At 69.1% G+C, this 26,060-nt stretch carries 26 protein-coding genes; 14 read left to right on the top strand and 12 right to left on the bottom strand.

Features of this window, described 5'->3' with window-relative positions; genetic code table 11:
• Positions 1–384: 384 nt before the first annotated feature.
• A complete protein-coding gene (xerD, locus tag ACW5EG_RS03750) occupies positions 385–1,338 on the bottom strand; it encodes a site-specific tyrosine recombinase XerD (protein ID WP_457017425.1) in 954 nt (317 codons plus the stop codon).
• Positions 1,339–1,380: 42 nt separating this feature from the next.
• Between xerD and ACW5EG_RS03745 the strand changes: the two genes are divergently transcribed.
• A complete protein-coding gene (locus tag ACW5EG_RS03745; RefSeq protein WP_457020877.1) occupies positions 1,381–1,860 on the top strand; it encodes an RDD family protein in 480 nt (159 codons plus the stop codon).
• A 262-nt stretch (positions 1,861–2,122) separates the two neighbouring features.
• On the opposite strand, the gene lptG is transcribed toward ACW5EG_RS03745, so the two are convergent.
• Positions 2,123–3,295, bottom strand: coding sequence for an LPS export ABC transporter permease LptG (lptG, locus tag ACW5EG_RS03740; protein ID WP_457017423.1), 1,173 nt, complete (start codon positions 3,293–3,295; stop codon positions 2,123–2,125).
• Complete coding sequence (gene lptF / locus ACW5EG_RS03735; RefSeq protein WP_457017422.1) at positions 3,229–4,323, bottom strand: LPS export ABC transporter permease LptF; 1,095 nt, start codon at positions 4,321–4,323, stop codon at positions 3,229–3,231. The genes lptG and lptF overlap by 67 nt, the downstream gene beginning before the upstream one ends.
• A 128-nt stretch (positions 4,324–4,451) precedes the next feature.
• Between lptF and ACW5EG_RS03730 the strand changes: the two genes are divergently transcribed.
• From ACW5EG_RS03730 to ACW5EG_RS03720, 3 genes are all read left to right on the top strand, one after another.
• Positions 4,452–5,939 (top strand): leucyl aminopeptidase, encoded by a 1,488-nt coding sequence (locus ACW5EG_RS03730; protein ID WP_457017421.1) that lies wholly within the window; start codon positions 4,452–4,454, stop codon positions 5,937–5,939.
• A 111-nt stretch (positions 5,940–6,050) separates the two neighbouring features.
• Positions 6,051–6,476 (top strand): DNA polymerase III subunit chi, encoded by a 426-nt coding sequence (locus ACW5EG_RS03725; RefSeq protein ID WP_457017420.1) that lies wholly within the window; start codon positions 6,051–6,053, stop codon positions 6,474–6,476.
• Between the two features lie 133 nt (positions 6,477–6,609).
• Positions 6,610–9,588: a valine--tRNA ligase gene (locus ACW5EG_RS03720; RefSeq protein ID WP_457017419.1), complete on the top strand. Its 2,979-nt coding sequence runs from the start codon at positions 6,610–6,612 to the stop codon at positions 9,586–9,588.
• A gap of 65 nt (positions 9,589–9,653) precedes the next feature.
• On the opposite strand, the gene rimI is transcribed toward ACW5EG_RS03720, so the two are convergent.
• The 3 genes from rimI to pssA are packed head-to-tail and all read right to left on the bottom strand — an operon-like array spanning position 9,654 to position 11,256.
• A complete protein-coding gene (gene rimI, locus ACW5EG_RS03715; RefSeq protein WP_457017418.1) occupies positions 9,654–10,160 on the bottom strand; it encodes a ribosomal protein S18-alanine N-acetyltransferase in 507 nt (168 codons plus the stop codon).
• Positions 10,157–10,486 carry a hypothetical protein gene (locus ACW5EG_RS03710; RefSeq protein ID WP_457017417.1) on the bottom strand — a complete coding sequence of 110 codons (330 nt, stop codon included), beginning with the start codon at positions 10,484–10,486 and terminating at the stop codon, positions 10,157–10,159. Before ACW5EG_RS03710 ends, rimI begins: the two co-directional genes overlap by 4 nt.
• Positions 10,483–11,256, bottom strand: coding sequence for a CDP-diacylglycerol--serine O-phosphatidyltransferase (gene pssA, locus ACW5EG_RS03705; RefSeq protein WP_457017416.1), 774 nt, complete (start codon positions 11,254–11,256; stop codon positions 10,483–10,485). The genes ACW5EG_RS03710 and pssA overlap by 4 nt, the downstream gene beginning before the upstream one ends.
• A 166-nt stretch (positions 11,257–11,422) precedes the next feature.
• Here pssA and ACW5EG_RS03700 point away from each other — a divergent pair, with 166 nt between their 5' ends.
• The 4 genes from ACW5EG_RS03700 to ACW5EG_RS03685 all read left to right on the top strand — a co-directional run bounded on the left by ACW5EG_RS03700 (position 11,423) and on the right by ACW5EG_RS03685 (position 14,425).
• Positions 11,423–11,818 carry a DUF4124 domain-containing protein gene (locus tag ACW5EG_RS03700; RefSeq protein ID WP_457017415.1) on the top strand — a complete coding sequence of 132 codons (396 nt, stop codon included), beginning with the start codon at positions 11,423–11,425 and terminating at the stop codon, positions 11,816–11,818.
• A 3-nt stretch (positions 11,819–11,821) separates the two neighbouring features.
• Positions 11,822–12,124, top strand: a complete 303-nt coding sequence (locus tag ACW5EG_RS03695) for a DUF4124 domain-containing protein (RefSeq protein WP_457017414.1) — start codon at positions 11,822–11,824, stop codon at positions 12,122–12,124.
• Between the two features lie 65 nt (positions 12,125–12,189).
• Entirely contained in the window at positions 12,190–13,890 is a 1,701-nt protein-coding gene (locus ACW5EG_RS03690) for a proline--tRNA ligase (protein WP_457017413.1), read from the top strand.
• Positions 13,891–14,041: 151 nt separating this feature from the next.
• The gene (locus ACW5EG_RS03685) at positions 14,042–14,425 is read left to right on the top strand and encodes an H-NS histone family protein (RefSeq protein ID WP_457017412.1); all 384 of its coding nucleotides are present in this window, start codon (positions 14,042–14,044) and stop codon (positions 14,423–14,425) included.
• 179 nt (positions 14,426–14,604) lie between these two features.
• Here ACW5EG_RS03685 and ACW5EG_RS03680 read toward each other — a convergent pair whose 3' ends face one another.
• Entirely contained in the window at positions 14,605–15,855 is a 1,251-nt protein-coding gene (locus ACW5EG_RS03680) for a threonine/serine ThrE exporter family protein (RefSeq protein WP_457017411.1), read from the bottom strand.
• A gap of 107 nt (positions 15,856–15,962) precedes the next feature.
• Here ACW5EG_RS03680 and ACW5EG_RS03675 point away from each other — a divergent pair, with 107 nt between their 5' ends.
• The 4 genes from ACW5EG_RS03675 to ACW5EG_RS03660 all read left to right on the top strand — a co-directional run bounded on the left by ACW5EG_RS03675 (position 15,963) and on the right by ACW5EG_RS03660 (position 19,599).
• A complete protein-coding gene (locus ACW5EG_RS03675; protein ID WP_457018394.1) occupies positions 15,963–17,063 on the top strand; it encodes an MlaE family ABC transporter permease in 1,101 nt (366 codons plus the stop codon).
• A 138-nt stretch (positions 17,064–17,201) separates the two neighbouring features.
• A complete protein-coding gene (locus ACW5EG_RS03670) occupies positions 17,202–17,957 on the top strand; it encodes an ABC transporter ATP-binding protein (RefSeq protein WP_457018393.1) in 756 nt (251 codons plus the stop codon).
• On the top strand, positions 17,957–18,880 hold the full coding sequence (locus ACW5EG_RS03665; protein WP_457017410.1) for an MlaD family protein: 924 nt from the start codon (positions 17,957–17,959) through the stop codon (positions 18,878–18,880). Before ACW5EG_RS03670 ends, ACW5EG_RS03665 begins: the two co-directional genes overlap by 1 nt.
• A complete protein-coding gene (locus tag ACW5EG_RS03660) occupies positions 18,880–19,599 on the top strand; it encodes an ABC-type transport auxiliary lipoprotein family protein (RefSeq protein WP_457017409.1) in 720 nt (239 codons plus the stop codon). Before ACW5EG_RS03665 ends, ACW5EG_RS03660 begins: the two co-directional genes overlap by 1 nt.
• Before the next feature lie 282 nt (positions 19,600–19,881).
• Here the strand turns inward: ACW5EG_RS03660 and ACW5EG_RS03655 are convergent, their stop codons facing one another.
• The 3 genes from ACW5EG_RS03655 to ACW5EG_RS03645 form a co-directional block, all read right to left on the bottom strand.
• Complete coding sequence (locus tag ACW5EG_RS03655; RefSeq protein WP_457017408.1) at positions 19,882–20,466, bottom strand: alpha-ketoglutarate-dependent dioxygenase AlkB family protein; 585 nt, start codon at positions 20,464–20,466, stop codon at positions 19,882–19,884.
• A gap of 120 nt (positions 20,467–20,586) precedes the next feature.
• Positions 20,587–21,717 (bottom strand): PilT/PilU family type 4a pilus ATPase, encoded by a 1,131-nt coding sequence (locus ACW5EG_RS03650; RefSeq protein ID WP_457017407.1) that lies wholly within the window; start codon positions 21,715–21,717, stop codon positions 20,587–20,589.
• Between the two features lie 125 nt (positions 21,718–21,842).
• The gene (locus tag ACW5EG_RS03645; protein ID WP_457017406.1) at positions 21,843–22,880 is read right to left on the bottom strand and encodes a type IV pilus twitching motility protein PilT; all 1,038 of its coding nucleotides are present in this window, start codon (positions 22,878–22,880) and stop codon (positions 21,843–21,845) included.
• Positions 22,881–23,256: 376 nt separating this feature from the next.
• Between ACW5EG_RS03645 and proC the strand changes: the two genes are divergently transcribed.
• Together proC and ACW5EG_RS03635 are read left to right on the top strand one after the other, a co-directional pair.
• The gene (gene proC / locus ACW5EG_RS03640) at positions 23,257–24,102 is read left to right on the top strand and encodes a pyrroline-5-carboxylate reductase (protein WP_457020876.1); all 846 of its coding nucleotides are present in this window, start codon (positions 23,257–23,259) and stop codon (positions 24,100–24,102) included.
• The gene (locus ACW5EG_RS03635; protein WP_457020875.1) at positions 24,095–24,595 is read left to right on the top strand and encodes a DUF4426 domain-containing protein; all 501 of its coding nucleotides are present in this window, start codon (positions 24,095–24,097) and stop codon (positions 24,593–24,595) included. Before proC ends, ACW5EG_RS03635 begins: the two co-directional genes overlap by 8 nt.
• 47 nt (positions 24,596–24,642) lie before the next feature.
• Here ACW5EG_RS03635 and ACW5EG_RS03630 read toward each other — a convergent pair whose 3' ends face one another.
• Together ACW5EG_RS03630 and pdxH are read right to left on the bottom strand one after the other, a co-directional pair.
• A complete protein-coding gene (locus ACW5EG_RS03630) occupies positions 24,643–25,458 on the bottom strand; it encodes a cobalamin-binding protein (protein WP_457020874.1) in 816 nt (271 codons plus the stop codon).
• Positions 25,455–26,057 (bottom strand): pyridoxamine 5'-phosphate oxidase, encoded by a 603-nt coding sequence (gene pdxH / locus ACW5EG_RS03625; protein WP_457017402.1) that lies wholly within the window; start codon positions 26,055–26,057, stop codon positions 25,455–25,457. Before pdxH ends, ACW5EG_RS03630 begins: the two co-directional genes overlap by 4 nt.
• Positions 26,058–26,060 lie beyond the last annotated feature (3 nt).

Genomic DNA, 26,060 nt, shown 5'->3' with positions numbered 1-26,060 from the left:
TCGTCCCGGGGCGGGGGTTGCTCCCCGGCTCGGTCAGCCATCCATGGCTGACTCGCCGCCGCAGCGCATCCATGCGCTGCTTTCCGCAACCCCCGCCCCGGAACGACCGTCGCCAGTCACTGGCGTGGCCTCGAAGGAGTGCCCACCGAAACATCGCAGCGCCCGTCGCAGTGAGCCGTGTCCTGGCGACCGGGGGTCGCGGAAAGCAAAACATGGATGTTTTGCGCGCGAGTCAGGACAGGATGTCCTGACCGAGCGAAAAGCGACCCCCGGTCGACAGGGCGCGGCGTCCAATCGAGGCCGCGCGGACTTCGCAACGGTGCCCACCCTTCTTTCGATCGGGAGAAGAACTTTTTTTCTCCCGCTGCGCGCGAGGCCGCGCAGTCATCCGCGCGGATGATGTTTGGCGTGCAGTTGCTTGAGCTTCTCGCGCGCCACCAGCGTGTAGATCTGGGTGGTCGACAGCGAACTGTGGCCCAGCAGCATCTGCAGTGCGCGCAGGTCGGCGCCGTGGTTGAGCAGGTGGGTGGCGAAGCTGTGGCGCAGGCCGTGCGGGCTGATCTTCGACGGATCCATGCCGGCGACCGCGGCCGACTTCTTCACCGTCGCCCAGAACTGTTGCCGGCTGGGCGGCTCACCCGAGGCCGCGAGGAACAGCGACGCCAGCACGCGCCTTCCGGCCAGCGCCGGCCGCGCCTCGGCCAGGTAGCGCTCCAGCCAGTGCTGCGCTTCTTCGCCCAGCGGCACCAGCCGTTCCCGCCCGCCCTTGCCGGTCACCCGCAGCACGCCCTGGCGCAGGTTGACCGCAGTCGCCGGCAGGTTGACCAGTTCGCTCACGCGCAGGCCGCAGGCGTACATCAGCTCGAGCATGGCCCGATCGCGCAGGCCGGCGGGCGTCGACACGTCGGGCGCGGCGAGCAGCGCCTCGATTTCGCCTTCACCCACGGCCTTGGGCAGCAAGCGGGGCAGTCGTGGCGAGTCGATCAGCGCAACCGGATCGTCGTCGCGCACGCCGCGCCTGCGCAGATGGACGAAAAACGCGCGCAGCGCGGTCAGCAGGCGCGCGTTGCTGCGGGCGGAGTAGCCGTCGCGCGTGCGTGCGGCGAGATAGTCGAACAGCGCGCCCCGGTCGACCATGGCCAGGCCACCCGCGCGACCGTCCAGCCAGCGGGCGAGCCCTTCGAGATCGCGCCGGTAGCTGTCCAGCGTTTGCCGGGCCACGCCGCTCTCGGCCCACAGCGCGTCGAGGAAGGCACTGACGGCGTCGCCATCGGCATCGCGCAGCGGCGGCAGCTGCTGCGCGCGCTGGCGGCGTTCGGCGGGCGTGGTACTGGGCATCGGTGCAGCTTAGCCGACGCTCCGAGCCGCTATCCTGTGCCGATGCACGCCCACGACGCAGATGCCAGCACACAGCGCCCTTCCGCCTTCGTCGGCCGGCGGCTGCTGGCGCTGCTGTACGACCTGTTCCCGGCGCTCGCGCTGTGGTTCCTGGTGGCGGTGCCGTTCGTGCTGCTGGATGTCGCGGTGACTGGCGATGTCCGCCACAACATCGGGTCGCTCAGCGTATTGCAGTGGCTGCTGTGGGCGGTGTGCTGGATGGTGACCGGCCTCTACGCGACGCTGAGCTGGCATCGCGGCGGGCAGACGCTGGGCATGCGGCCGTGGCGGCTGCGGGTCGTGTCCCTGCAGGGCGGCCCGCCGTCGCGGGGCGCCGTCTGGCGGCGCTATGCAGTCGGCACCCTGTCGCTGCTGGCGGGCGGACTCGGGCTCTGGTGGGCGTGGCTGGATCGCGACCGGCTTGCCTGGCACGACCGGGCCAGCGGAACGCGCGTGGTGCGGGTGCCGAAACGGGAGCGGTGATTCGTCGTTTGCGGGCAGGTGCGCGTCGATGGCGCGTTCTTCGCCGCTCTACGTTCCCTCAGGGCCGATCGCATTGCGGATCTGTAGGAGCGGCTTCAGCCGCGATGGGCAACGACGTCCGCGATCATCTGCATGGGGAGGTTCCGGACCGTGGCGCGCGAAAGCGCGAAGCGCAGCGCAGATGTTGTTTTACGTCCGGCCCGGCGCAGCGCGCCGGGCGTTCGGAGCGGGCGCGAGGCAGTGCCTCGCGAGCGCCCGCTCCTCACCCACTCCGACGTCTGAACAGTAGCCAGGAGACGGTGAGCATGAGCAGCGGGGGTACGGAATAGGCGATGCGGTAGTCGAACTGGTAGACCGCGGCGAGTTTCACCACCTGGGTCTGCAGCAGCCAGAAGCCCAGCGCAAAGACCACGCCGATGAACAGGCGCCTGCCCAGGCCGCCGCTGCGCAGGCTGCCGAACGCGAAGGGAATGGCCGCCAGGCACAGGGCCAGGACGTTGAGCGGATAGAACCAGTGGCCCCAGTAGTATTCCTCGAACTCGCTGGCGTCGAGCTGGTTGCGCTTGCGGTACTCGATGCCCTGGCTGAGCTCGGCCGAAGTCATGTAACGCGGTCGCCAGATGTTGCCGGCGTTTGCGGCCAGGGCGGCGGAATCCAGGTTCGACTCCCAGCGCTCCTCGGTCGACTCGGTCTGGCTGACCGCACGCTCCTCGAACCAGGTGCGCGTGACGTCATGCAGCAGCCAGCCGCTGCTGCGGTGCTCGGCGACGCGTGCGTGGGCGATGGAGGTCAGGCGCCCGTTTTCGTCGAACTCGAACAGGCGCACGTCGTCGAGCTCGAGCCAGTGCTCGCCGCCCTCCTCACGCTCGCGGCCGGCCTGGGCGTTGAGGAAGGTGTCGCCTTCGCGCGCCCACAGGCCCGAGTACTGGGCCACGATCATGTCGTTGGAGCGCGCGGCGGACTTCATCATGTCGGCGCTGCGCTGCGCCCAGGGGCCGACCGTCTCGGCATTGACCATCATCAGGCCGGTCAGCAGCAGCAGCGGCAGCGCCACCGACAGGCTCAGCCGCTGGCGTGAGATGCCCAGCGCCCGCAGTGCGGTCAGCTCGGAGCTGGCCGCCAGTTGGCCCAGGCCCATCAGCGAGCCGATGACCGCAGCGGTGGGGAACATCATGTAGGCGCGCCGCGGCGCGGTGTGCGCGACGTAGTTGACCGCCTTGATGAAGTCGTAGCTGCCCTGGCCGACGCTGCGCAGTTCATCCACCATCGCCAGCACCAGGTCCAGGCCGGTGAGGACCGCCCAGGTCAGCAGCACCGTGCCGATGACCACGCGCGCGACCAGCAGGTCGTGGCGCCTGGGGAACGCCATCATTCCCTCCTCCCCGGCAGGCGCGGGCGCACACGCGTGACGCGGCCATCGGTGAAGTACATCCACAGGCCCAGGGCAAGCAGCGGAAGCACCAGCCACCACAGGCCCAGCGGCGCGGGCAGCTTGCCCGACGCCAGCGCATTGGTCCCGAGCAGCATCAGGTTGAGCCCGAACACGTAGGCCAGCAGGCCGACCAGGATCCGCCCCCAGCGCGCCTGCCGCGGCGGGCTGCGTGCGAGCGGCACCGCCATCAGTGCGAATGCCAGCGCCAGCAGCGGCGGCGCCAGCCGGAAATGCAGCTGCGCACGCGCCTCCGGGCGCCCGTCGGGCAGCAATGCCAGGGTCGACATCATTTCCGGATCGTTGGCGATGTCGGTGCTGTCCGCATCGGGCAGGCGCACCTCGTTGGAGCCATAGCGCATCAGCCGGTAGTCCTTGCCCCCATCCATCGGGCCCTCGACGCGGAAACCCTCGTCCAGCCGCAGGTAGCGGGTCGTTCCGTCCACGGCCAGCGCGCCGGTGCGCGCCGAGGTGACGTCCATCCGGCCCTCCTCCTGGCGGTAGATGAACACGCGTCCCAGCTGCGTGCCGTCGTTCGACATCGCGTTGGCATACACCACCCCGCCACCGCCCGGCAGCTCGACGAAGCGCCCGGCCTCCAGTCCGGACACGAGCAGCGTGCGCTGCCCGGCTTCGATCATCTGCTGCGAATAGCTGCGCGCCCACGGTCCCAGCCACAGCGAGCAGGCGCCAACCACCAGCACGAACGGCACCACCAGCATCAGCAGCGGACGCAGCAGCCGTCGCGGGCCGACGCCGATCGAGGCCAGCACCGGCGCCTCGCTGTCGCGGTAGAGCCGGCCCACGGCCAGCAGCAGCCCCAGCATCAGCCCCAGCGGCAGGATCAGCGGCAGGTAGTTGAGCAACTGCAGGCCCAGCTGGGCCAGCATGATGCCGGCCGGCACCTTGCCGCCGACGATATCCTTGAGCACGTCGGCAAACACACCGCCCAGGCTCACCACCATCAGCACCACCAGCGCCGCGAACGTGGTCTGCGCGAATTCGCGGAACAGGTAGCTGTCGAGCTTCGGCATCGGATGGGGGGTTCGATTAGACTAGGGCATTGCCTGCGGCCCGCAAATGCGGCCCTGATCGCCGCGGCTCCGGCGTCCAGGCGCTGCGTGGCCGGCGATTGTACGAAATAGCCTCTGGAATCTGATTGATGACCCTCGAATTCACCCTGAACCGCTCGACTGCGGGCGCCACCGGCACCGATTGCGTCGTGGTAGGCGCCTTCTCCGACGGCTCGCTGAGCCCCGCCGCCCAGGCCCTCGACGGCGAAGGCCGGCTGGCCGCGCTGGTCACGCGCGGCGACATTTCCGGCGCTACCGGCCGCAGCCTGACCGTGCATGACCTGCCTGGCGTGTCCGCGCCGCGCGTTCTGGTGATCGGGCTGGGCGAAAAGGCCAAGTTCGGCGTGGCCCAGTACCTCAAGGCGGTCGCCGACGCGGTGCGCGCCCTGCGCACCGGCCCGGTGAAGTCGGCGCTGTTCACCCTGTCCGAGCTCGAGGTCAAGGACCGCGACGCGGCCTGGAACATCCGCCAGGCGGTCATCGCCGCAGACCATGCCGCCTACCGCTACACCAGCACCCTCGGTGCGAAGAACAAGAAGCGCAGCGAAACCGGCCTGGCCGCCTTCGCGGTGCAGGGTGAGGACGAGACTGCGCTGGCGCAGGGCAAGGCGATCGCGGCCGGCGTGAAGTTCGCCCGCGAGCTCGGCAACCTGCCGCCCAACATCTGCAACCCAGCCTATGTCGCCCAGCAGGCGCAGGAATTCGCGGCGCGCTTCGACAAGGCCGAGGCCGAGATCCTCGACGAGGCGCAGATGGAGCAGCTGGGCATGGGCGCCCTGCTCGCGGTCGCGCGCGGTTCGGCCAACCGCCCGCACCTGGTGGTGCTGAAGTGGAACAACGGCGGCGACGCCAGGCCCTACGTGCTGGTCGGCAAGGGCATCACCTTCGATACCGGCGGCGTCAACCTCAAGACGCAGGGCGGCATCGAGGAAATGAAGTTCGACATGTGCGGCGCGGCCGGCGTGCTCGGCACCTTCGTCGCCGCGGTCGGCATGCAGCTGCCGATCAACCTGGTGGTGATCGTGCCGGCGGTCGAGAACGCGATCGACGGCAACAGCTACCGCCCGTCCGACGTGATCACCAGCATGGCCGGCAAGACCATCGAGGTCGGCAACACCGACGCCGAGGGTCGCCTGATCCTGTGCGATGCGCTGACCTACGCCGAGCGCTTCAAGCCCGAGGCACTGGTCGACGTGGCCACCCTCACCGGCGCCTGCATGGTCGCGCTGGGCCGCTACGCCTCGGGCCTGATGAGCAAGCACGACGACCTGTCGTCCGAACTTCTGGCCGCGGGCGAGGACGTGTTCGACCGCGCCTGGCGCCTGCCGCTGTGGGACGAATACCAGACCCTGCTCGAATCCAACTTCGCCGACGTCTACAACATCGGCGGCCGCTGGGGCGGCGCGATCACGGCGGGCTGCTTCCTGTCGCGGTTCACCGAAGGCCAGCGCTGGGCGCACCTGGACATCGCCGGCAGCGCCAGCGGCGACGGCAAGATGGGCATGGCGACCGGACGCCCGGTGGGCCTGCTCAGCCAGTGGCTGCTGGATCGCGCCGGCGGCGCGACCGCGGGCTGAGGACCGGGAACCGGCAATGGTGAAAAGCGTTGCACTGCGGCCGTCACCTGCGGGCCACGGGATCGCGGTACGTCGCCGCTCGCGGTTGCCTGCTCCGCATCCCCGACCCTGATGCCCCGCGCCGACTTCTACCTGGTCGCAAAGCCGCGCTTCCGCGAGCAGCCGCTGCGGCTGGTCTGCGAGCTGGTGCGCAAGGCGTATGGCGCCGATCTGTGGACGCTGGTGCTCGCACGCGACACCGCCCAGGCCGAGGCGCTCGACGACCTGCTCTGGGACATGGGCGAGGATGACTACATCCCGCACCAGATCGCCGGCCGCGACGACGAGGACGAGGTGACGCCGGTGCTGATCGCCGACCCGCAGACCGATGCGCCGATGCGCGCACTGGTGATCAACCTGCGCGACGCGCCGGTCACCGGCGACTTCCAGCGCGTGCTCGAGGTGGTGCCCGCGGACGAATCCGCGCGCGGCCCGCTGCGCGAGCGCTGGAAGCACTACAAGGCACAGGGCTTCGAGCTCAACAAGTACGACATGTGAACCCGTAGCCGGACCATCGCCACACCATTCCCCACTCTGTCATTCCGATCGCAGTGAGGAATCCGCTTCTGGTCGACGCGTCTGCCCCGTGGAGCAGATTCCTCACTCCTTTCGGAATGACAAGCCGCATCCCATGACCGACCAACTCGCCCCCAGCTACGACCCCGGCAACTTCGAATCGCGGCTCTACGCCAAATGGGAGTCGTCCGGCGTCTTCGCGCCGCGTGGCGATGGCCCCGCCTACACCATCCTGCTGCCGCCGCCGAACGTCACCGGCACCCTGCACATGGGCCATGCCTTCCAGCACACCCTGCAGGATGCGCTGATCCGCTACCACCGCATGCTCGGCCACCGCACGCTCTGGCAGATGGGCACCGACCATGCCGGGATCGCCACCGAGATGGTGGTCGGCCGCAACCTCGCCATTGCCGGCGAAGGGCAGACCCGCGATTCGCTCGGGCGCGACGGCTTCATCGCCAAAGTGTGGGAGTGGAAGCAGCAGTCCGGCGACACCATCGAGCGCCAGATGCGACGCATGGGCACGTCCGGCGACTGGTCGCGCAAGGTCTTCACCATGGACGAGGGCCCGTCGCAGGCGGTGATCGAAGCCTTCGTGCGGCTGCACGAAAAGGGCCTGATCTATCGCGGCAAGCGCCTGGTCAACTGGGATCCGGTGCTCAACACCGCGATCTCCGACCTGGAAGTGGAGAACCGCGAAGTGCCCGGCCACATGTGGCACTTCAAGTACCCGCTGGCCGGCGGCGAGACCTACGAATACGTCGAGCGCGACGCCGACGGCAACGTCACCCTGCGCGAGACCCGCAACTACATCGCCATCGCCACCACCCGCCCGGAGACCATGCTCGGCGACGGTGCGGTGGCGGTGCATCCTTCGGACGCGCGCTACGCGCCGATCGTGGGCAAGCTGTGCGAGATCCCGGTCGGGCCGAAGCAGCACCGGCGGCTGATCCCGATCATCACCGACGACTACCCGGACCCGGCGTTCGGCTCGGGCGCGGTCAAGATCACCGGCGCCCACGACTTCAACGACTACGGTGTCGCCCAGCGCAACAACCTGCCGCTGTACGCGCTGATGGACGGCTCGGCGCGCATGCGCAGCGACGGGCTGTCGTACGCCGAAAGCGCGGACATTGCCGGACGCATCGCGCGCGGCCAGCACAACCCCGACGACGTCGGCGCGATCAACCTGGTGCCCGAGGAACTGCGTGGCCTGGACCGCTACGAGGCGCGCCAGCGCGTGGTCGAGGCGATCACCGGCGAAGGCCTGGCGGTCGTCGACGTCGAGGGCCAGCCGCTGGTCGATGCCAAGCCGATCATGCAGCCGTTCGGCGACCGCAGCGGCCAGGTGATCGAGCCGTTCCTGACCGACCAGTGGTTCGTGGCCATGGACCAGATGGGCCGCCGCGGCATGGAGCTGGTAGAGAACGGCAGCGTCAAATTCGTGCCGCCGAACTGGATCAACACCTACCGCCACTGGATGGAGAACATCCAGGACTGGACCATCAGCCGCCAGCTCTGGTGGGGCCACCGCATTCCGGCCTGGTTCGACGAGGCCGGCAACGTGTACGTGGGCCGCGACGAGGCCGAGGCGCGCGCTCGCGCAGACCTCGGCGACGACGTCGCGTTGCGCCAGGACAGCGACGTGCTGGAGACCTGGTTCTCCTCGGCGCTGTGGCCGTTCAGCACCCTGGGCTGGCCGGACCAGGACGCGATGCGCGAGCGCGGGTTCGAGGATTTCCTGCCGACCAGCGTGCTGGTCACCGGCTTCGACATCATCTTCTTCTGGGTCGCGCGCATGGTCATGATGACCGACGCGCTGACCGGCAAGGTCGCCTTCGACGATGTCTACATCACCGGCCTGGTCCGCGACCGGGAAGGCCAGAAGATGTCGAAGTCCAAGGGCAACGTGCTCGACCCGCTCGACATCATCGACGGCATCAGCGCAGATGCGCTGGTCGCCAAGCGCACCACCGGGCTGATGAAGCCCGGCGACGCGCCGAAGATCGAGAAGGCCACGCGCAAGGAATACCCGGACGGCATCGCCGCACACGGCGCCGACCCGCTGCGTTTCACCATGGCCGCGCTCGCCGGCCCGGGCCGCGACATCAAGTTCGACCTCGGTCGCGCCGATGGCTACCGCAACTTCTGCAACAAGCTGTGGAACGCGACGCGCTTCGTGCTGATGAACACGCAATCCCTTCACCCGCCTGCGGGGGAAGGTGCCCGAAGGGCGGATGGGGGCAACCCGACCCAGCCTAATACCGACGCGGAGAAGTGGATCCTGTCGCGCCTGGCCAGTGCCACCGCGCAGGCGCATGAACACTTCGCCAGCTACCGCTTCGACCTGCTCGCACAGACGCTGTACGAGTTCGCATGGAACGAATACTGCGACTGGTTCGTGGAACTGGCCAAGCCTGCCCTGCAGGGCAGCGACGCGGCAGCCGCGGAAAGCACCCGCCATACCCTGCTGGTCGTGCTGGAAGCGCTGCTGCGCCTGCTGCATCCGCTCATTCCCTTCGTCACCGAAGAGCTGTGGCGCCAGGTTGCGCCGCGCCTGGGCATCGAAGGCGACACCATCTCGCTGCAGGCCTATCCGCAGGCCGCCGATTTCCAGGGTGATTTCGCGCGCGCCGAAGCAGACGTCGAATGGCTCAAACTGATGGTCACGGCCCTGCGCCGCATCCGCAGCGAGCTGGGCGTGTCGCCCTCGCGGCAGGTGCCACTGCTGGTGCAGGCGGGCACCGACGACGATGCCGCGCGCCTGCGGCGCTTCGATGCGCAGCTGCGCTTCCTCAACCGGCTCGAGCGCATCGAGGCGGTCGAGGGCGACCCGCCGCCGGCCGCGGCCGGCCTGGTCGGAGAGCTGCGGCTGTTCGTACCGCTGGAGGGCCTGGTCGACCTTGATGCCGAGCGCACGCGCCTGGACAAGGAGATCACGCGCGTATCCGCCGAGAAGGACAAGAGCGCGGCCAAGCTCGAGAAGTTCAGCGACAAGGTGCCACCCGCGGTGGTCGAACAGGAGCGCCAGCGCCTGGCCGACTGGACCGCGCAGCACGAGGCACTGGGCGCCCAGCGCGCGCGGCTGTCGTAGGAGCGGCTTCAGCCGCGACCGGACGTTCGACACGGCCGGGCAAGCGATCGCGGCTGAAGCCGCTGCTACAGGGGCGGCATCCTGCTGATGTCGTCGGAGACGAGTTCGCGCGCCATCACGATCGCATCCTCGCGACCGTCGTGCGTCGGGTAGTAGCGCGGGCGGCGGCCAATCTCGTTGAATCCTTCGTCGTGGTAGAGCGCGATCGCGTTCGGATTGGACGGGCGCACCTCCAGGAACACGCGCTGCGCGCCCTGTCCCTGCGCCGCCCGCACCAGCGCGCGCAGCAGGCGGCGACCGTGGCCACGGCCCTGGTCATCGGGATCGATGCAGACGTTGAGCACGTGCGCCTCGCCTGCGGCCACGCTCAGCACGCCGTAACCGATGATGCGTTGGTCCTCGACCAGCACCCAGGCCGGGTACGCGGCGCGCAGGCAGTCGCGGAAGATGCCGACGGTCCACGGGAAGGGATAGGCGCGCACCTCGATGCGCATCACCTTGTCGAGGTCGCCATCGCGCATCGGCCGCAGCGCGGCGCGCGCCTGCCCTGCGTCGACGGCGACCGCGCTCATCGCGAGTGCCTGGCCCGCAGTGCGCGCAGCCGCGGCCACAGCGCGCGACGCGAGGCCGCGTCATGCAGCCGGCCGGATGGCAGCAGGTCGCGGCACAGCGCCAGCGCAGCGGCATCGTCCGCACGGCGTCCGGCCGCGCGCAGCAGCGCGCGCAGCAGCGGCGCGCCCGCCGTGGCATCGACCGCTGCAATATCCACAGCAGCATCAGGTCTCGGCGCCGGCCGCGCGTCCCGCTCTTCCATCGGCGATGCGGGCGCACCCTGGACCGCGTAGAGCCGGTAGCCCATCGCTTCCAGTGCGTCGCGCTGGAACGGATCCCAGTTCACGCCACCTCCGCGCGTCCGCCCCCGCGGCGCCGCCAGAGCCAGAGCGCCGGTCCGGACAGCGCGTACAGCGTGGCCGCGATAAGCAGGGTCTTGGGCGGGTCCACCCACAGCGCGATCAGCACGCCCACCGCGATCAGCAGCGCCACGAACGGCACGCGTTCGGCCTTCGGTCCACTGCCGCTGCCTTTGAAGCTGCTGTAGCGCAGCCGGCTGACCATCAGCAGGGCCGACACCACCGTCACCGCCAACGCCACATAGCGCAGCTCTTCGCCGACAAAGCCGAGTTCGTGGCAGGTCCACACGAAGCTCGCCATCAGCCCTGCGGCGGCAGGGCTGGCCAGGCCGATGAACCAGCGCTTGTCGACGGTGCCGACCTGGCTGTTGAACCGCGCCAGCCGCAGCGCCGCGCAGGCGGCGTAGAGAAAGGCGCCCAGCCAGCCGATCTTGCCCAGCGTGGGCCCGTCGAGCTTCATCGACACCAGCGCCCAGTGGTACATCACCAGTGCCGGCGCCATGCCGAAGCTGATCAGGTCGGCCAGCGAGTCGTACTGCACGCCGAACTCGCTCTGGGTGTTGGTCAGCCGCGCCACGCGCCCGTCGATGCCGTCGAGGATCGCGGCCACGAAGATCGCGATGCAGGCAGCGCCATAGCGCCCCTGCGAGGCGGCGATGATCGCGAAGAAGCCGGCAAACAGGCCCCCGGTGGTGAACAGGTTGGGTAGCAGGTAGATGCCGCGGCCGCGTGGCGGCGCTGGGGTCGGATGCTCCATCCGGGCAGTGTAGCGCCTGCCGGCGCGGCGCTGTCCTGGGCGCGACGCTGCCGTTGGCTGCCGTGGCCCGCGCCCGGTTCACGTTTCCACAGCGCCCTGCTTGCGCAAGGGGCCGCGCAGTGCTGGAATCGCCGTGGAAACCAACGTCTCCCGCAGGAGCTAGTCGATGCCCCGCCTTCCGATCCTGATCTTCGCCGCCGCCGGCCTGCTTGCCGCAGCCACCGTGCACGCTGGCGAGGTGTACCAGTGGAAGGATGCCAACGGCATCACCCACTACTCGCAGACCCCGCCGCCGAAGGGCAGCTACCAGCAGCGTGCGATCAGCGGCGAGCGCGCCGGCAGCGTGCAGCCAGTCGCCGCCCAGGCCGCCGCCGAAGACCCCAGGTGCGCCACTGCGCAGGCCAACGTGGCCGCGCTGGCCAGCGGTCGTCCGGTGCACGAGGCCGGCGAGGAAGGCCAGCCGGGTCGCGCATTGAACGACGCCGAGCGCGCCAGCCAGACCGAACTGGCGAACGCGGCGGTCAAGGCCTACTGCAGCGGCACCAGCGTTCCGGCCAGCTGAGCCATGCGGCCGGCCTGGGCCATTGCAGCAGGCATCCTCGGCGCCGGTGCGCTCGCCTGGTGGCTGGCGCGCGAGCAGCCGCCCGCGCTGGCGTCCGTCGAGGGCGGGACTCCGGCCGGCAACGAAGCCGCACGGACCGCCGGCCCGCCACCCGGCCCCTCCCTGTATCGCTGGCGCGACGCCGCCGGCATCGTCCAGATCACCGACATCCCACCGCAGGGACGCGACTACACCGTGGTCGATGTCGCTGCGCTCGAACGCCGCAACATCATCGATCCGGATCCCTCGATCGAAGCCGCTCCCTGAGCACCGCGGCCGGCTTGCCGCGGGACGCATGGCAGAATGCGCATCCCGCCGCCCTGAGCTTGCCGATGCGCCTGTCGCAGTTCCACCTCCGTACCGAAAAGGAAACGCCCGCCGACGCCGAGATCGTCAGCCATCAGCTGATGCTCCGCACCGGCATGGTGCGCCGGCTCGCCGCGGGCCTCTACACCTGGTCGCCGCTGGGCCTGCGCGTGCTGCGCAAGGTCGAGGCGATCGTGCGCGAGGAGATGGACCGCGCCGGCGCAATCGAGATGGCGATGCCATCGGTGCAGCCGAAGGAACTGTGGGAGGAAACCGGACGCTGGGAAAAGTTCGGGCCGCAGCTGCTCAAGATCCGCGACCGCAAGGAGCAGGACTACTGCTTCACGCCCACGGCCGAAGAGGCGGTGACCGATTTCTTCCGCCATGAGTTCGCCAGCTACAAGCAGCTGCCAGTCAACTTCTACCAGGTCAGCACCAAGTTCCGCGACGAGATCCGTCCGCGCTTCGGGGTGATGCGCGCGCGCGAGTTCCTGATGAAGGACGCCTACTCCTTCCACGTCACCGACGAGGACCTGGACCGCGAATATCGCAACATGTACGACACGTACACGCGCATCTTCACCCGCCTGGGGCTGAAGTTCCGCGCGGTGGCCGCCGACACCGGCGCGATCGGCGGCAGCGCCTCGCACGAGTTCCACGTGCTGGCCGATTCTGGCGAGGACGCGCTGGCGTTTTCGCAAGACTCCGACTACGCCGCCAACGTCGAGTTGGCCGAAGCGGTCTCGCCAGGCGCGCGCGCCACCGCATCGGAAGACCTGCGCAAGGTCGACACGCCGGTGCAGAAAACCTGCGAGGACGTCGCAGCCCTGCTCGGCGTCGCGCTGCAGCGCACGGTGAAATCGGTGGCGCTGTGGGGCAAGGACGGTTTCGTGCTGGCGCTGGTGCGCGGCGACCACCTGGTCAACGAGATCAAGCTGGCCAAGTTGCCGGGCATGGCCGATTACCGGCTGGCCACGGAAGCGGAGATCCGCGAGCACCTCCGCGCCGATCCCGGCTTCCTGGGCCCGATCGGCGCGAAGAAGCCGATCCGCGTCATCGCCGATCGCAGCGTAGCGGCCATGGCGGACTTCGTCGTCGGCGCCAACGAAAGCGGCTTCCACATCGCTGGTGTGAACTGGGGCCGCGACCTGCCCGAAGCCGACGAGGTGGCCGACATCCGCAACGTCGTCGCCGGCGATGCCTCGCCCGACGGCCGCGGCACGCTCGCGCTGGCGCGCGGCATCGAGGTCGGCCACGTGTTCGCACTGGGCCGCAATTATTCCGAGGCCATGCGCTGCACCGTGCTCGACGAGGCCGGCAAGGCCGTGCACCCGGCGATGGGCTGCTACGGGATCGGCGTGTCGCGCATCGTCGCCGCCGCGATCGAGCAGAACCACGACGCGGCCGGCATCGTCTGGCCGGCACCGATGGCGCCATGGCAGGCGGTGGTGTGCGTGATCAATCCCAAGCACAACGCCGAAGTGGCGGCTGCGGCCGAGGCGCTGTACCGCGAGCTCGTCGAGGCCGGCATCGACACCGCGCTTGACGATCGCGGACTGCGCCCGGGATCGATGTTCGCCGACATCGAGCTGATCGGCATCCCGCACCGGATCGTGGTGTCCGAGCGCGGCCTGGCGGCGGGCACTTTCGAATACCGCGCGCGCGGCGAATCCGAATCGGTGAATCTCGATCGCGAGGCACTGCTGTCGCGCCTTCCGGCCCGCTGAAAACCGGGCCGGATATCCGGCCGCAATATCGCAGGGATAATCTCCTTCACGCAGTTGCGCGAAGGTATTGTTTTGATTGCGCGGCACATTCCACTACCATGGCCGCGCGCCACGGACCGGCCATTCCCCTTTCCCTTTACGGAGTATCTGAATGGCAATCGATCTGAATACACTTTCGCCCCAGCAACTCGATGCGCTTATCAGCGCCGCCCGGCAGCGCAAGACCGCGCTGAAAAAGCGCACGCCCATCACCGCGATCCGCAGCCGGATCGTCGAATTCGCTGCCGCGGAAGGGTATTCCATCGATGAGCTGTTCGGCGGGCGCGCCACCACCGGCACGCCCGCTCGCACCGCGAAGCAGGCGCCTGCGAAGAAGGCCACGCGCAAGGGGCGCAAGCTCGGGAAGGTCGCGCCCAAGTACCGCAACCCGGCCAGTCCGGAAGAAACCTGGACCGGCCGCGGCAAGCACCCGCGCTGGATGGCGGCGCTGGTCAAGAAGGGCAAGAAGCCGGAAGATTTCCTGATCAAGAAGTAAGGCAATGGCAAGGAGGAGGCCCGGAACATCGGACTCCTCTGCACCCCTCGTTGTTGGGGTGCAGCGCGAAACCCGGTCAATCTGCAGCGTTGATTGACCGGGTCGCGGTTTCAGATCGTGCTGCGCGATATTCGTAACAGCCTGGTCGTCATTTCGCGCGGGGCTGAAGCCGCGCCTGTTCAGAGGTCGCGTCGCGCCGTCAGCAGCAGGTTGCCGAACAGCAGGCCGGCCACCAGCGCCAGCAGGACGTTGATCACGGCGATGGCCGCACCCTGCCCGGCCGAGACATCCTGCTGTTGTACCGCCACCAGCAGGCTGCGCAGGCTGGTGCTGCCGGGCACCAGCATGATGATGCCGGGCACCCGGATCAGCGCGCCGGGCCGGTTCCTCCAGCGCGCGTAGCCGTTGCCGGCCACGGTGATCACCAGCGCCGACAGGAATACCCCGACCGGACTGCCCAGCCATTGCCCGCCCAGGCGCGAGATCTGGTAGCCCACGATCGCCGCGGCCATCACCAGCAGGTAGTCGCGGCGCGCTGCGCGGAACAGCGCCGCGAAGGCCCACGCCGCCGTGACCACCGCAACCCACTCCACCCACGCCGGCTGCGGCCGCCACGCCCGCACCTGCGGCTCCAGTCCGACCAGTTGCACCAGGGTCAGCGCGATCATCGTGCCGACGGTGAGTTTGAGCAGGGTCGTCATCGCGCCGAAGAAGCGCGCCGTGCCCGACATCAGGTGCTGGCTGGTGAGTTCGCTGAAGGCGTTGGTCAGGGCCATTCCCGGCATCAGCACGATCATCGATGCGATCACCACGGTATTGAGGTTGAGCGGCGCAACGAAGACGGCCACCAGCGCCGCGAGCCCGCCGGCGACGATGCCGGCGATGGCATCGTCGGCCTCCCGCATCTGCGGACTGTTGCGGCTGGCCACGAGCAGCAGGCCGATCAGGGTCCCGATCACGCCTGCCGTGGCGATGTCCAGCCAGGGCAGCCGCAGCAGACCCGCCAGGCTCGCCGCCGCGAGCCCGAAGCCAAAGATCTGGCGCAGGTTCGCGCGCCAGTCCGCGGCACGGTCCAGCGCGCGCAGCGCGGCGTGGCCCTGGGCGATGTCGAGCCGCCCGGCCATCACCTCCTCGGCGATGCGGTCGGCCTCGCACAGCCTGGACAGGTTGGTCTCCCCTGGCGGCAGGCGGATCACGCGCGTGGTATCGCTCTCGCCGGGCGGACGCTGCGGGTCGCTGAAGCTCAGGATCAGCCCGGTCGGGTTGCTCCACGGTTCGCAATCCAGCCCGAGCCGGCGCGCGACCGACACGATCGCGCCTTCCAGCCGCTGCGCCGTGGTGCCGTAGCGATGCAGGTGCCCGGCCAGCTCGGCGATGAACGCGATGCGGATGGCGTAGGCGGCGGTGGCGGGAAGCTTGGCAACTGGCATTGCAACAGGATCGCATGGCGCGGCCGGGGCGTCCCGCTGCAGCGGCCTCACGCTGCCGTTGCACGGGCTTGCCTGTATCCTCGCCTCCGATGAGTGCCCCGGACCATATGCCGCCGACCGCGGGCCCTGCGCCCGGCGACGACGCGCTGCTGCGCCTGGACGGAAGCTGGACGCTCGACTACGCCGGCGACATAGGCCAGGCGTTGCGCACCGCGCCCGACTCGATCACCGCGATCGACGCGACCGGCATCGACCGGCTCGACTCGCTGGGCGTGCTGCAGCTGTTGCGCTACGCCAAGCGGCGCGAGCTGGACTACGGGGACTTCCGCTTCCGCGAGGACCATCGCGCGCTGGTTTCCGCGATCGAGGACATCCACGACGACCGCCCCAAGCCCAGGCGCGAGTACGGGTTCGCCGCGGCGCTGGCGCGGTTGGGCCATGCCGTCCACGACAATGCCAGGGAGTTCGTCGCCCTGGTGAGCTTCCTCGGCGAAACCCTGCTCAAGCTCGGGCGCACCCTGGTCGATTGGCGCAGGTTCCGCCTCACCTCGACCGTGCACCACATGGAGCAGGTCGGCCTGGACGCGGTGCCGCTGGTGGCGCTGCTGTCGTTCCTGGTCGGTGCGGTGATTGCCTTTCTCGGCGCGCAGATCCTGGTCGATTTTGGCGCGACGATCTTCGTCGTCGAACTGGTGTCGATCGCCTTCCTGCGCGAGTTCGGCGTGCTGCTGACCGCGATCCTGCTCGCCGGCCGTACCGCCAGCGCGTTCACCGCGCAGATCGGCGCGATGGTGAGCCGCGAGGAGGTCGATGCCATCCGCACGCTTGGCCTGGACCCGGTCGAGCTGCTGGTGATCCCGCGGCTGATCGCGCTGCTGGTGATGCTGCCGCTGCTGACCTTCATCGGCATGGTCGCGGGCCTGCTCGGTGGCCTGTCGGTCGGCGCCTTCAGCCTCGACATCCCGCCGCAGGCCTACCTGGCACGCATGCACCAGGAAATGGAGATCCGCCACTTCCTGATCGGCATGTCCAAGGCGCCGCTGTTCGCGATGGTGATCGGCCTGATCGGCTGCCTGGAAGGCATGCAGGTCAAGGGCACCGCGCAATCGGTCGGCGAACGCACCACGTCGTCGGTGGTGCAGACGATCTCGCTAGTGATCGTGTTCGACGCGTTCGCGGCGATCTGGTTCATGTACATGGATTGGTGACGGTGATTAGTGACTGGTGATCCGAACAGGCAGGAACAAGCGGGCCACGCGGCGACGGGGTTGCCCGCGGCCGCGCACGAATCCCGGTCCGGGAACGACGCCGCCACGGATGCGGCGCCCGTGATCCGCGTGCGCGGCATGCTCAACCGCTTCGGTGCGCAGACGGTGCACGAGGACCTCGACCTGGACGTGCGGCCCGGCGAGATCCTCGGCGTGGTCGGCGGTTCGGGCAGCGGCAAGTCGGTGCTGATGCGCTCGCTGATCGGCTTGCGCAAGCCGGACGCGGGCGAGATCGCGGTGCTTGGCGTCGACCCGCGCTCGGACGACCCGGCAGACCGCCTGCACATCGAGCGCAGCACCGGCGTGCTGTTCCAGGACGGCGCGCTGTTCTCGTCGCTGACCGTCGGCGAGAACGTGCAGGTGCCGCTCAAGGAGCACCATCGGGACCTTCCCGAATCGCTGCGCTACGAGCTGGCCCTGCTCAAGGTGCGCCTGGCCGGGCTGCCTGCCGACGCGCTGAACAAGCTGCCCTCGCAGCTGTCGGGCGGCATGCGCAAGCGCGCCGCGCTGGCCCGTGCGCTGGCGCTGGACCCGCCGCTGCTGTTCCTGGACGAGCCGACCGCCGGCCTCGACCCGATCGGCGCCGCCGCCTTCGACCGCCTGATCCGCACCCTCCAGCAGGCGCTGGGGCTGACCGTCTTCCTGATCACACACGATCTCGACACGCTGTATGCGATCTGTGATCGTGTTGCCGTGCTGGCCGATCGCAAGGTCGTCGCGGTGGCGCCGCTGGACGAGATCGAGCGGACCGACCATCCGTGGATACACGACTATTTCCATGGCCCGCGCGGGCGCGCAGCCCGCCGAGCGTCGGCCATCGCTGAGGACACCTGATGGAAACCAAGGCCAACTACGTGCTGATCGGCGCGTTCACCATCGCGGTGACGCTGTTCCTGCTGCTGTTCGCGCTGTGGGCAGCCAAGTATTCCTCCGACCGCAGCTGGAACGAATACCTGGTGGTGTTCCGCGAGCCGGTGACCGGCCTGACCGAGGGCAGCAGCGTGCAGTACAACGGCATCGCGATCGGCACCGTCGATGACCTGATGCTGGCGCCGAACGATCCGCGCCAGGTCATCGCGCGGCTGAAGGTACAGGCCAACGCCCCGGTCAGGTCCGATACCCGCGCCAGGCTGTCGATGACCAGCCTGACCGGGCCGCCCATCATCCAGCTCACCGGAGGCAGCCCCCAGGCCGCACCGCTCGTCGCCGGCCCCGATGGCGCGCCGCCGGTGATCGAGACCGAGGCCTCGGCGCTGCAGAACATCGCCGACACCGCCAACCGGCTGGTCGAACGGCTCGACAAAATGCTCAGCGAGGAGAACGTGCAGCGCGTCACCGCCACGCTCGACAACATCCAGAGCATGACCGGCGCCATCGCCGGGCAGCGCCAGGACATGCGCGAGATCCTGATCAACGCCCGCACCGCCAGCGAGCAGCTCACGGTCACGATGTCCACCGCCAACCGCACCCTGGACACGTTCGACCGCGAACTCGCCCAGAAGCTGCCGGCACTGGTGGCAAGGATCGACACCACCCTGGCCAAGCTCGACTCGGCCGCCGGTGGCGCGGACGCGATCCTCAACGAGAACCGCGCGGCGATCAACAGTTTCGCCAATGACGGGCTGTCGCAGCTCGGCCCCACCCTGGGCGAACTGCGTGGCCTGGTGCGCGACCTGCGCCGCATCAGCGACCGCCTCGACGCCAATCCCGCCCAATACCTGTTTGGCCGCGACGCGCCGAAGGAGTTCGAACCGTGATGAAGCCGGCAATCGGGAAGACCAGCCTGCGGCTGTTGGAAAGTACCCGCGAATCCGCTTCGGCAGCAACATGCGCGACGCACCATGCAGCCCCGCGCTGGCGCATTCCACTCATCGCCACGCTTGCGCTGGCCCTGGCGGGCTGCTCGCTGCTGGGCGGCGGCAACGGGCGCGAGCGCGCCACGATCTACGCGCCGGATCCGCGCGTGACCCTGGACGCGACCGCGCCCACGGTGTCCTGGCAGCTCTCGCTCGCCACGCCAATGGCGGCGCGCATGATCGACAGCTCGCGCATCGCCGTGCGGCCGGCACCTGGCGAGCTGCAGGTGTACCGCGGCGCCAGCTGGGCCAAGACGCCGACCGACATGCTGCAGGACGCACTGCTGCGCGCACTGGAGGATTCGGGGCGGATCCCGGCGGTGGCCCGCCAGGGGTCGGGCATCTCGGCCGACTACAAGCTGGTCATCGACCTGCGCCGCTTCGAGGCGGACTACGCCGGCAACGCGGTTCCCTCCGCGGCAATCGAGTTCAACGCCAAGCTGATCCATTCGCACGACCAGACCATCGTCGGCTCGCGCACCTTTGCCCACGTCGAGTCCGCCGCAAGCACCGATATCGGCGTGGTCGTGCAGGCCTTCTCGCGTGGGCTGGAGGTCGTGACCGGTGAACTGGCGCACTGGATCCTGGTCACGGGCGACGCCCACCACCGCCAGGAATAATCCGGCCGACCAGCCTGGTCGATCACTGCGTTTGTCACGCGCCGCGGCTGGCGCCGCCTGTGTCGGCGACCGCATCTGTTGTCGTCCACTGCGCCGGTCAGCCCTGCCCCTGCGCGTGCCCCCGTTGCCTGCCGACTCATGCCTGTCGACTCATGCCTGTCATCCCGAACGCAGTGAGGGATCTCGCCCCCGCAGATCCCTCACTGCGTTCGGGATGACAGCGGAACTGCGTTCGGGATGACAGCGGACGGTCCGGCGCCGCTCTGCCGGAGGCCGCCCGCGTCAGCCGCGCTGGATGCGCCGGAACGTCAGGTTGATCCTCGGCCCGACCGGTTGTGCCGTCCGCGGGAGTGCATGCCGCCACTGCGCCTGCGTCTGGCCGCGCATCAGCAGCAGGCTGCCGCCGGGCAGCTCGAGCGTGCGCTTGCGCGATGGATCGTGCCGGTGCCTGAGCACGAACCTGCGCGTCGCCCCCAGGCTCACCGAAGCGATCACCGGACACTCGCCCAGCTCCGGCTCGTCGTCACTGTGCCAGCCCATGCTGTCGCGCCCGTCGCGATACAGGTTGGCCAGCACGCTGTTGAAGTGCACGCCGGTTTCAAGGGCCAGGCGCTCGCGCAGCGGAACCAGGATCGACGGCCACGGATGCGGTTCGTGGCGGACGCCGGAGTAACGGTAGGCGGCCTGCGGATCGCCGATCCAGCAGCTGCGCCGCGGCGAATCGATCTCCCGCCCGAACATCCGCACCCGATGAACCTGCCAGGGCAGTTCGTGCAGCAGCCTGTCCGCGAGCGCGGCGGCCTGCCCGGATTCCAGCCAGTCGACGGCCAACACCAGGTCCGGATCGTTTGTGGGTTCTTTTCCCATTCGAGGGGAACCGGGCCAGAGTGCGAAGGGCAGGCCCGGGTTTTGCGGCTTCCGCCGCCTCCATGGCTCCGAAGCCGCCAGCCACCGAAGCGTCGCAGCAAGAGCAGCGGACGTGGCCCGTCAGCGGACCTCGGCGATCTCCACCCCGTCCAGGCCCTGCGACAGGGTGCGCGCATCGCCACCCTGGGCGAGCTTGATCCGCAGCCGCACCTCGTTCTGCGAGTCGGCGAATCGCAGCGCGTCCTCGTAGGAGATCTCGCCGGCCTGGTAGAGCTCGAACAGGGCCTGGTCGAAGGTCTTCATGCCGAGGTTGGTCGACTCCTTCATGATCTCCTTGAGCTTGTGGATCTCGCCGTCGCGGATGTAGTCCTGCACCAGCGGCGTGCCGAGCATGATCTCCATCGCCACGCGCCGGGCCTTGCCGTCCGGGGTCGGGATCAGCTGCTGCGCGACCACGCCCTTGAGGTTGAGCGACAGATCCATCAGCAGCTGGCTGCGCCGGTCCTCGGGGAAGAAGTTGATGATGCGGTCCATCGCCTGGTTGGCGTTGTTGGCATGCAGGGTGCACAGCACCAGGTGGCCGGTCTCGGCAAAGGCGATGGCGTGGTCCATGCCCTCGCGTGTGCGCACCTCGCCGATCATGATCACGTCCGGCGCCTGGCGCAGGGTGTTCTTCAGCGCGTTTTCCCAGCTGTCGGTGTCGATGCCGACTTCGCGCTGGGTGATGATGCAGCCCTCGTGCTTGTGCACGAACTCGATCGGATCCTCGATCGTGATGATGTGGCCGGTCGAGTTCTGGTTGCGGTAGCCGATCATCGCCGCCAGCGAGGTCGATTTACCCGTGCCGGTCGCGCCGACGAAGATGATGATGCCGCGCTTGGTCATCGCCAGCGTCTTGATGATCGGCGGCAGGTTCAGCTCTTCGATGCTGGGGATCTTGGTCTCGATCCGGCGCAGCACCATGCCCACCTGGTTGCGCTGGTAGAAGCACGAGACGCGGAAGCGGCCCACGCCGGACACGCCGATCGCGAAGTTGCACTCGTGCGTCTTCTCGAACTCCTCGCGCTGCGGCGGCGACATCACGTTGAGCACCAGGTCGCGCGACTGCTGCGGCGTGAGCGGGTTCTGCGTGATCGGCGAGATCTTGCCGTGCACCTTCATCGACGGCGGCATGCCCGCGGTGATGAACAGGTCCGACGCCTTCTGGTGCGCCATCAGCTTGAGGAACGAGGTGAAATCGATGCTGCTCATGGGTGGCTCCTGCGGCGCGGGGAATGGGGAATGCGGACGGGGAATCATGGAAACGACATCTTTCCGATCTCCATCCTGTCTCCCGTCTCCCGGCTCCTAAGTTGTCGATTCCCGCGTCTTTCCGGTCATTCGAAAAGACGCTTTTCCTTCGCGTATTCCTTGGCCTGCTGGCGCGTGACCATGCCGCGCTTGACCAGGTCCTGCAGGTGCTGGTCGAGCGTCATCATGCCGTGCTGCTGGCCGGTCTGGATCGACGAGTACATCTGCGCGACCTTGTCCTCGCGGATCAGGTTGCGGATGGCCGGGGTGCCGACCATGATTTCCCAGGCCGCGGTGCGGCCGCCGCCGACCTTCTTCAGCAGCGCCTGCGAGATCACCGCGCGCAGCGACTCGGACAGCATCGAGCGCACCATCGGCTTCTCGCCGGCGGGGAACACGTCGATGATGCGGTCGATGGTCTTGGCCGCCGAACTGGTGTGCAGGGTACCGAACACCAGGTGGCCGGTCTCGGCCGCGGTCAGCGCCAGCCGGATGGTTTCCAGGTCGCGCAGCTCGCCGACCAGCACGATGTCCGGATCCTCGCGCAGCGCCGAACGCAGCGCCTCGCTGAAGCCGTGGGTGTCGCGGTGCACCTCGCGCTGGTTGATCAGGCACTTCTGCGAGGTGTGCACGAACTCGATCGGGTCCTCGATGGTGAGGATGTGCCCGTACTCGTTCTTGTTGATGTGGTCGATCATCGCCGCCAGCGTGGTCGACTTGCCCGAACCGGTCGGGCCGGTGACCAGGATCAGGCCCTGCGGCTGGTCGATCAGCTCGCGGAAGATCGGCGGGCAGGCCAGGTCCTCGAGGGTCAGCACTTCGGAGGGAATGGTGCGGAATACCGCGCCGGCGCCGCGGTTCTGGTTGAACGCGTTGACGCGGAAGCGCGCCAGGCCCGGGATCTCGAACGAGAAGTCGGTCTCGAGGAATTCCTCGAAGTCGCGGCGCTGCTTGTCCGACATGATGTCGTAGACCAGCGCGTGCACCTGCTTGTGCTCCAGCGCCGGGATGTTGATCCGGCGCACGTCGCCATCGACCCGGATCATCGGCGGCAGGCCCGCGGACAGATGAAGGTCGGACGCTTTGTTCTTGACCGAGAACGCCAATAGCTCGGCAATATCCATGCAAGCTCCCCTGCGGCTGCGGTATGTCGTGATGCGGCCGCCACGACTGCTGTCGACAGCCTATCCCCGGCAGGCAGTATAGCCATGTACGCGGTTCACAATTCAGGCCGATTACGCCCGCTTGCGTGCCCAGCCCCAGACGGGCGGCGGGCCTCGATCGGGCCGGGGCAAGCAGCCGTGCACCTGCCTTTGGCCCGGCTCCGCGTCCACGGTGGCCCCGAGCCACACGGCGCGCACACGGGAGGCCCGCCGCGGCGGCAGCCCCCGGCCCCTCCGTGGGGTCTGACCCGTTCGGCCCCGCCCCTTGCCCGTCCGCGACATGCCAGGGGCGCGTCTTCGCGCTAGGGTTGTCGTCCCCGATGTCGCGCCAGCGCCCATGACCACGCCCAAGCCGTCCGCACCCTCCCCGTCGCCGATCGCCTTCATCGGCGGCGGCAACATGGCCCGCAGCCTGATCGGCGGGCTGGTCGCCGCCGGCGTCGACCGCACCCGCATCCGCGTGGCCGAGCCGCACGCGCGCACCCGCGCCGGGCTGGCCGAGGACTTCGGCGTTGCCTGCTTCGCCAGCGCCGAGGAGGCGGCCCCGGGCGCGGGCACCTGGGTGTTCGCGGTCAAGCCGCAGGTGATGCGCCAGGTCTGCGAACCGCTGGCGGCGGCCGCGCAGGCGGGGCGTCCGCTGGTGGTGTCGATCGCGGCCGGCGTCACCGCCTCGCAGCTGGAGCGGTGGCTGGGCGGCCGCATGCCGGTGGTACGCGCGATGCCCAACACCCCGGCCCTGCTCGGCGCCGGGGTGACCGGCCTGTTCGCCAATGCGCAGGTCGACGCGGCCGGTCGCGAGCGTGCCGCAAGCCTGCTGGCCAGCGCCGGGCAAACGGTCTGGATCGAGGACGAAGCGCTGATGGACGCGGTCACCGCCACCTCGGGCAGTGGCCCGGCCTACGTATTCCTGCTGGCCGAGGCGATGGAAGATGCCGCCGTCGCGCAGGGCCTGCCGCCGGACGCGGCGCGCACCCTGGCGCAGCAGACCATCCTGGGCGCGGCACGCATGCTCACCGAGTCGGGCGAGCCACCCGCCGAGCTGCGACGTCGCGTCACCTCGCCCAACGGCACCACGCAGGCGGCGATCGAGACGTTCGAAGCCGGGGGCTTGCGCGAACTGGTCGCGCGCGCGATCGATGCGGCGACGCGACGCGGCGCCGAACTGTCGGCCGACAATGACTGAGCGCACGCAGCTGCCGCGATTGGCGTCGGGCCTGCTGGCGCTGTGCCTGCTGGCGGCCTGCGGCGACAGTCCCGGCGACCAGGCCGATCGCGCGGCGCAGGCCACGGCCTCGCGCCAGCCCGCCGAACTGGCGCTGGGCGACCTGCGCATCAGCGCCAGCGTCGCGCCAACCGCCGCGCTGAGCGCCATCATCGCCGATCGCTATGGCGTGACGCCGGACCAGGGCGTGCAGCTGCTGCTGGTCGGCCTGCGGCAGGGGCCGGCGCACGACGAGACGTCGATGCAGGCGCAGGTCACCGTCCGCGTTCGCGACCTGCGGGGCGTCTGGCAGAACGTGGCCATGCGCGAGGTGCGCAGCGAGGGCTTCATCGATTACGTCGGCAGCGTGCGCGTGGCGCCGCCCGACACGCTGGCCTTCGAGGTCACCGTGCGCCGTGCCGGCACCGAGACCCCGGAGATCCTGCGCTTCAGCCGCGACGTAGTGCCCCTGTAGGCGCGACCACAGCCTGACTTGGCACTTCGCGGCAGTGCCCCCGATCCCTACCCCCGCCGCTGCGCCCACCGCCGGATGATCCCCGCGATCTCCCGTACCCCGTCCGTCAGTGCCGCCGGTCCGGGCTGCAGGATCAGCGGCGAGCGGATCTCGTGCAGTTCGCCGTCGCGCACCGCCGGAATCGCATCCCAGCCCGGGCGCGCGGCCACCTTCTCGGGACGGAACTTCTTGCCGCACCACGATCCGAGGATGATGTCCGGCGCGCGTTCGACCACCGGGTCGCCACTGGCGAGGATCCGTGCCTTCGCCAGCGGCTGCGCCGACAGCTCGGGAAACACGTCGTCGCCGCCGGCGATGCGGACCAGCTCGGCCACCCAGCGGATGCCGGTGATGATCGGCTCGTCCCATTCCTCGAAGTAGACCTTCGGCCGCAGCGGCAAGGCGCCGGCGTCGCGTTCGATGTCATCCAGGCCACGTTCGAGTTGGTCTGCGTACGCGTCGGCCCGCGCGCCGGCGCCGACCAGCGCGCCCAACCGGCGCACGTAGTCGAGGATGTCCTCGACGCTGCGGTGGTTGCTGATCCACACCTCCACGCCACGCCGCACCAGCTCGGCGGCGATGTCGGCCTGGATGTCGGAAAAGCCGACCACGAAGTCAGGCTGCAGCGCCAGGATCGCGTCGATCTTCGCGCTGGTGAATGCACTGACCTTCGGCTTTTCCTTGCGTGCCCGCGGCGGCCGTACGGTAAAGCCACTGATGCCGACGATGCGGTCCTGCTCACCCAGCGCGTACAGCACCTCGGTGGGTTCTTCGGTGAGGCAGACGATGCGGCGGGGGCCGTATCGCGGGGAGCCCACATTCACGGATACAGCATCCGCTTGCTGCATTGCCCGGTCAGGTCGAATTCGTAGAGCCAGCGCTCGTGCAGCCGGAACTGCGCGCCATACCAGAACTCGATGCGGTCGGGATGCACGCGCAGGCCGGTCCAGCGCGGCGGGCGCGGAACCTCGCGATCGGCGAACTCGACCTCCAGTTCGGCCACGCGCTGGTCGAAGGCCTCGCGCGATTCGAGCGTGTCGGACTGTTTCGACGCCCAGGCGCCCAGCTGGCTCACGCGCGGACGCGAAGCGAAATAGGCATCGGCCTCGGCTTCCTCGACGATCTCGACCTGGCCTTCGATCCGCACCTGCACCCCGTTGCGCACGCGCGGCCAGTGGAACAGCAGCGCGGCCTGCGGATTGGCCTGCAGCTCGCGGCCCTTGCGCCCGTCCAGATGTGTGTAGAACACGAAGCCGCGCGCGTCATGCGCCTTGAGCAGTACGGTGCGCGCGGACGGTGCGCCCTCGCGCGAGGCGGTGGCCAGCGTCATCGCGGTGCGATCGGGCTCCCCGCTCGCCAGCGCCTCGGCGAACAGGGCATCGAAGGTGGCCAGTGCCTCGGCCTGCAGGTCTGCGCGGTTCATTGG

It is taken from the genome of Luteimonas sp. A611 (assembly GCF_054072715.1).
Note: the sequence above shows the minus strand (reverse complement) of the source record. Positions and strands in the feature narration are given on the sequence as shown.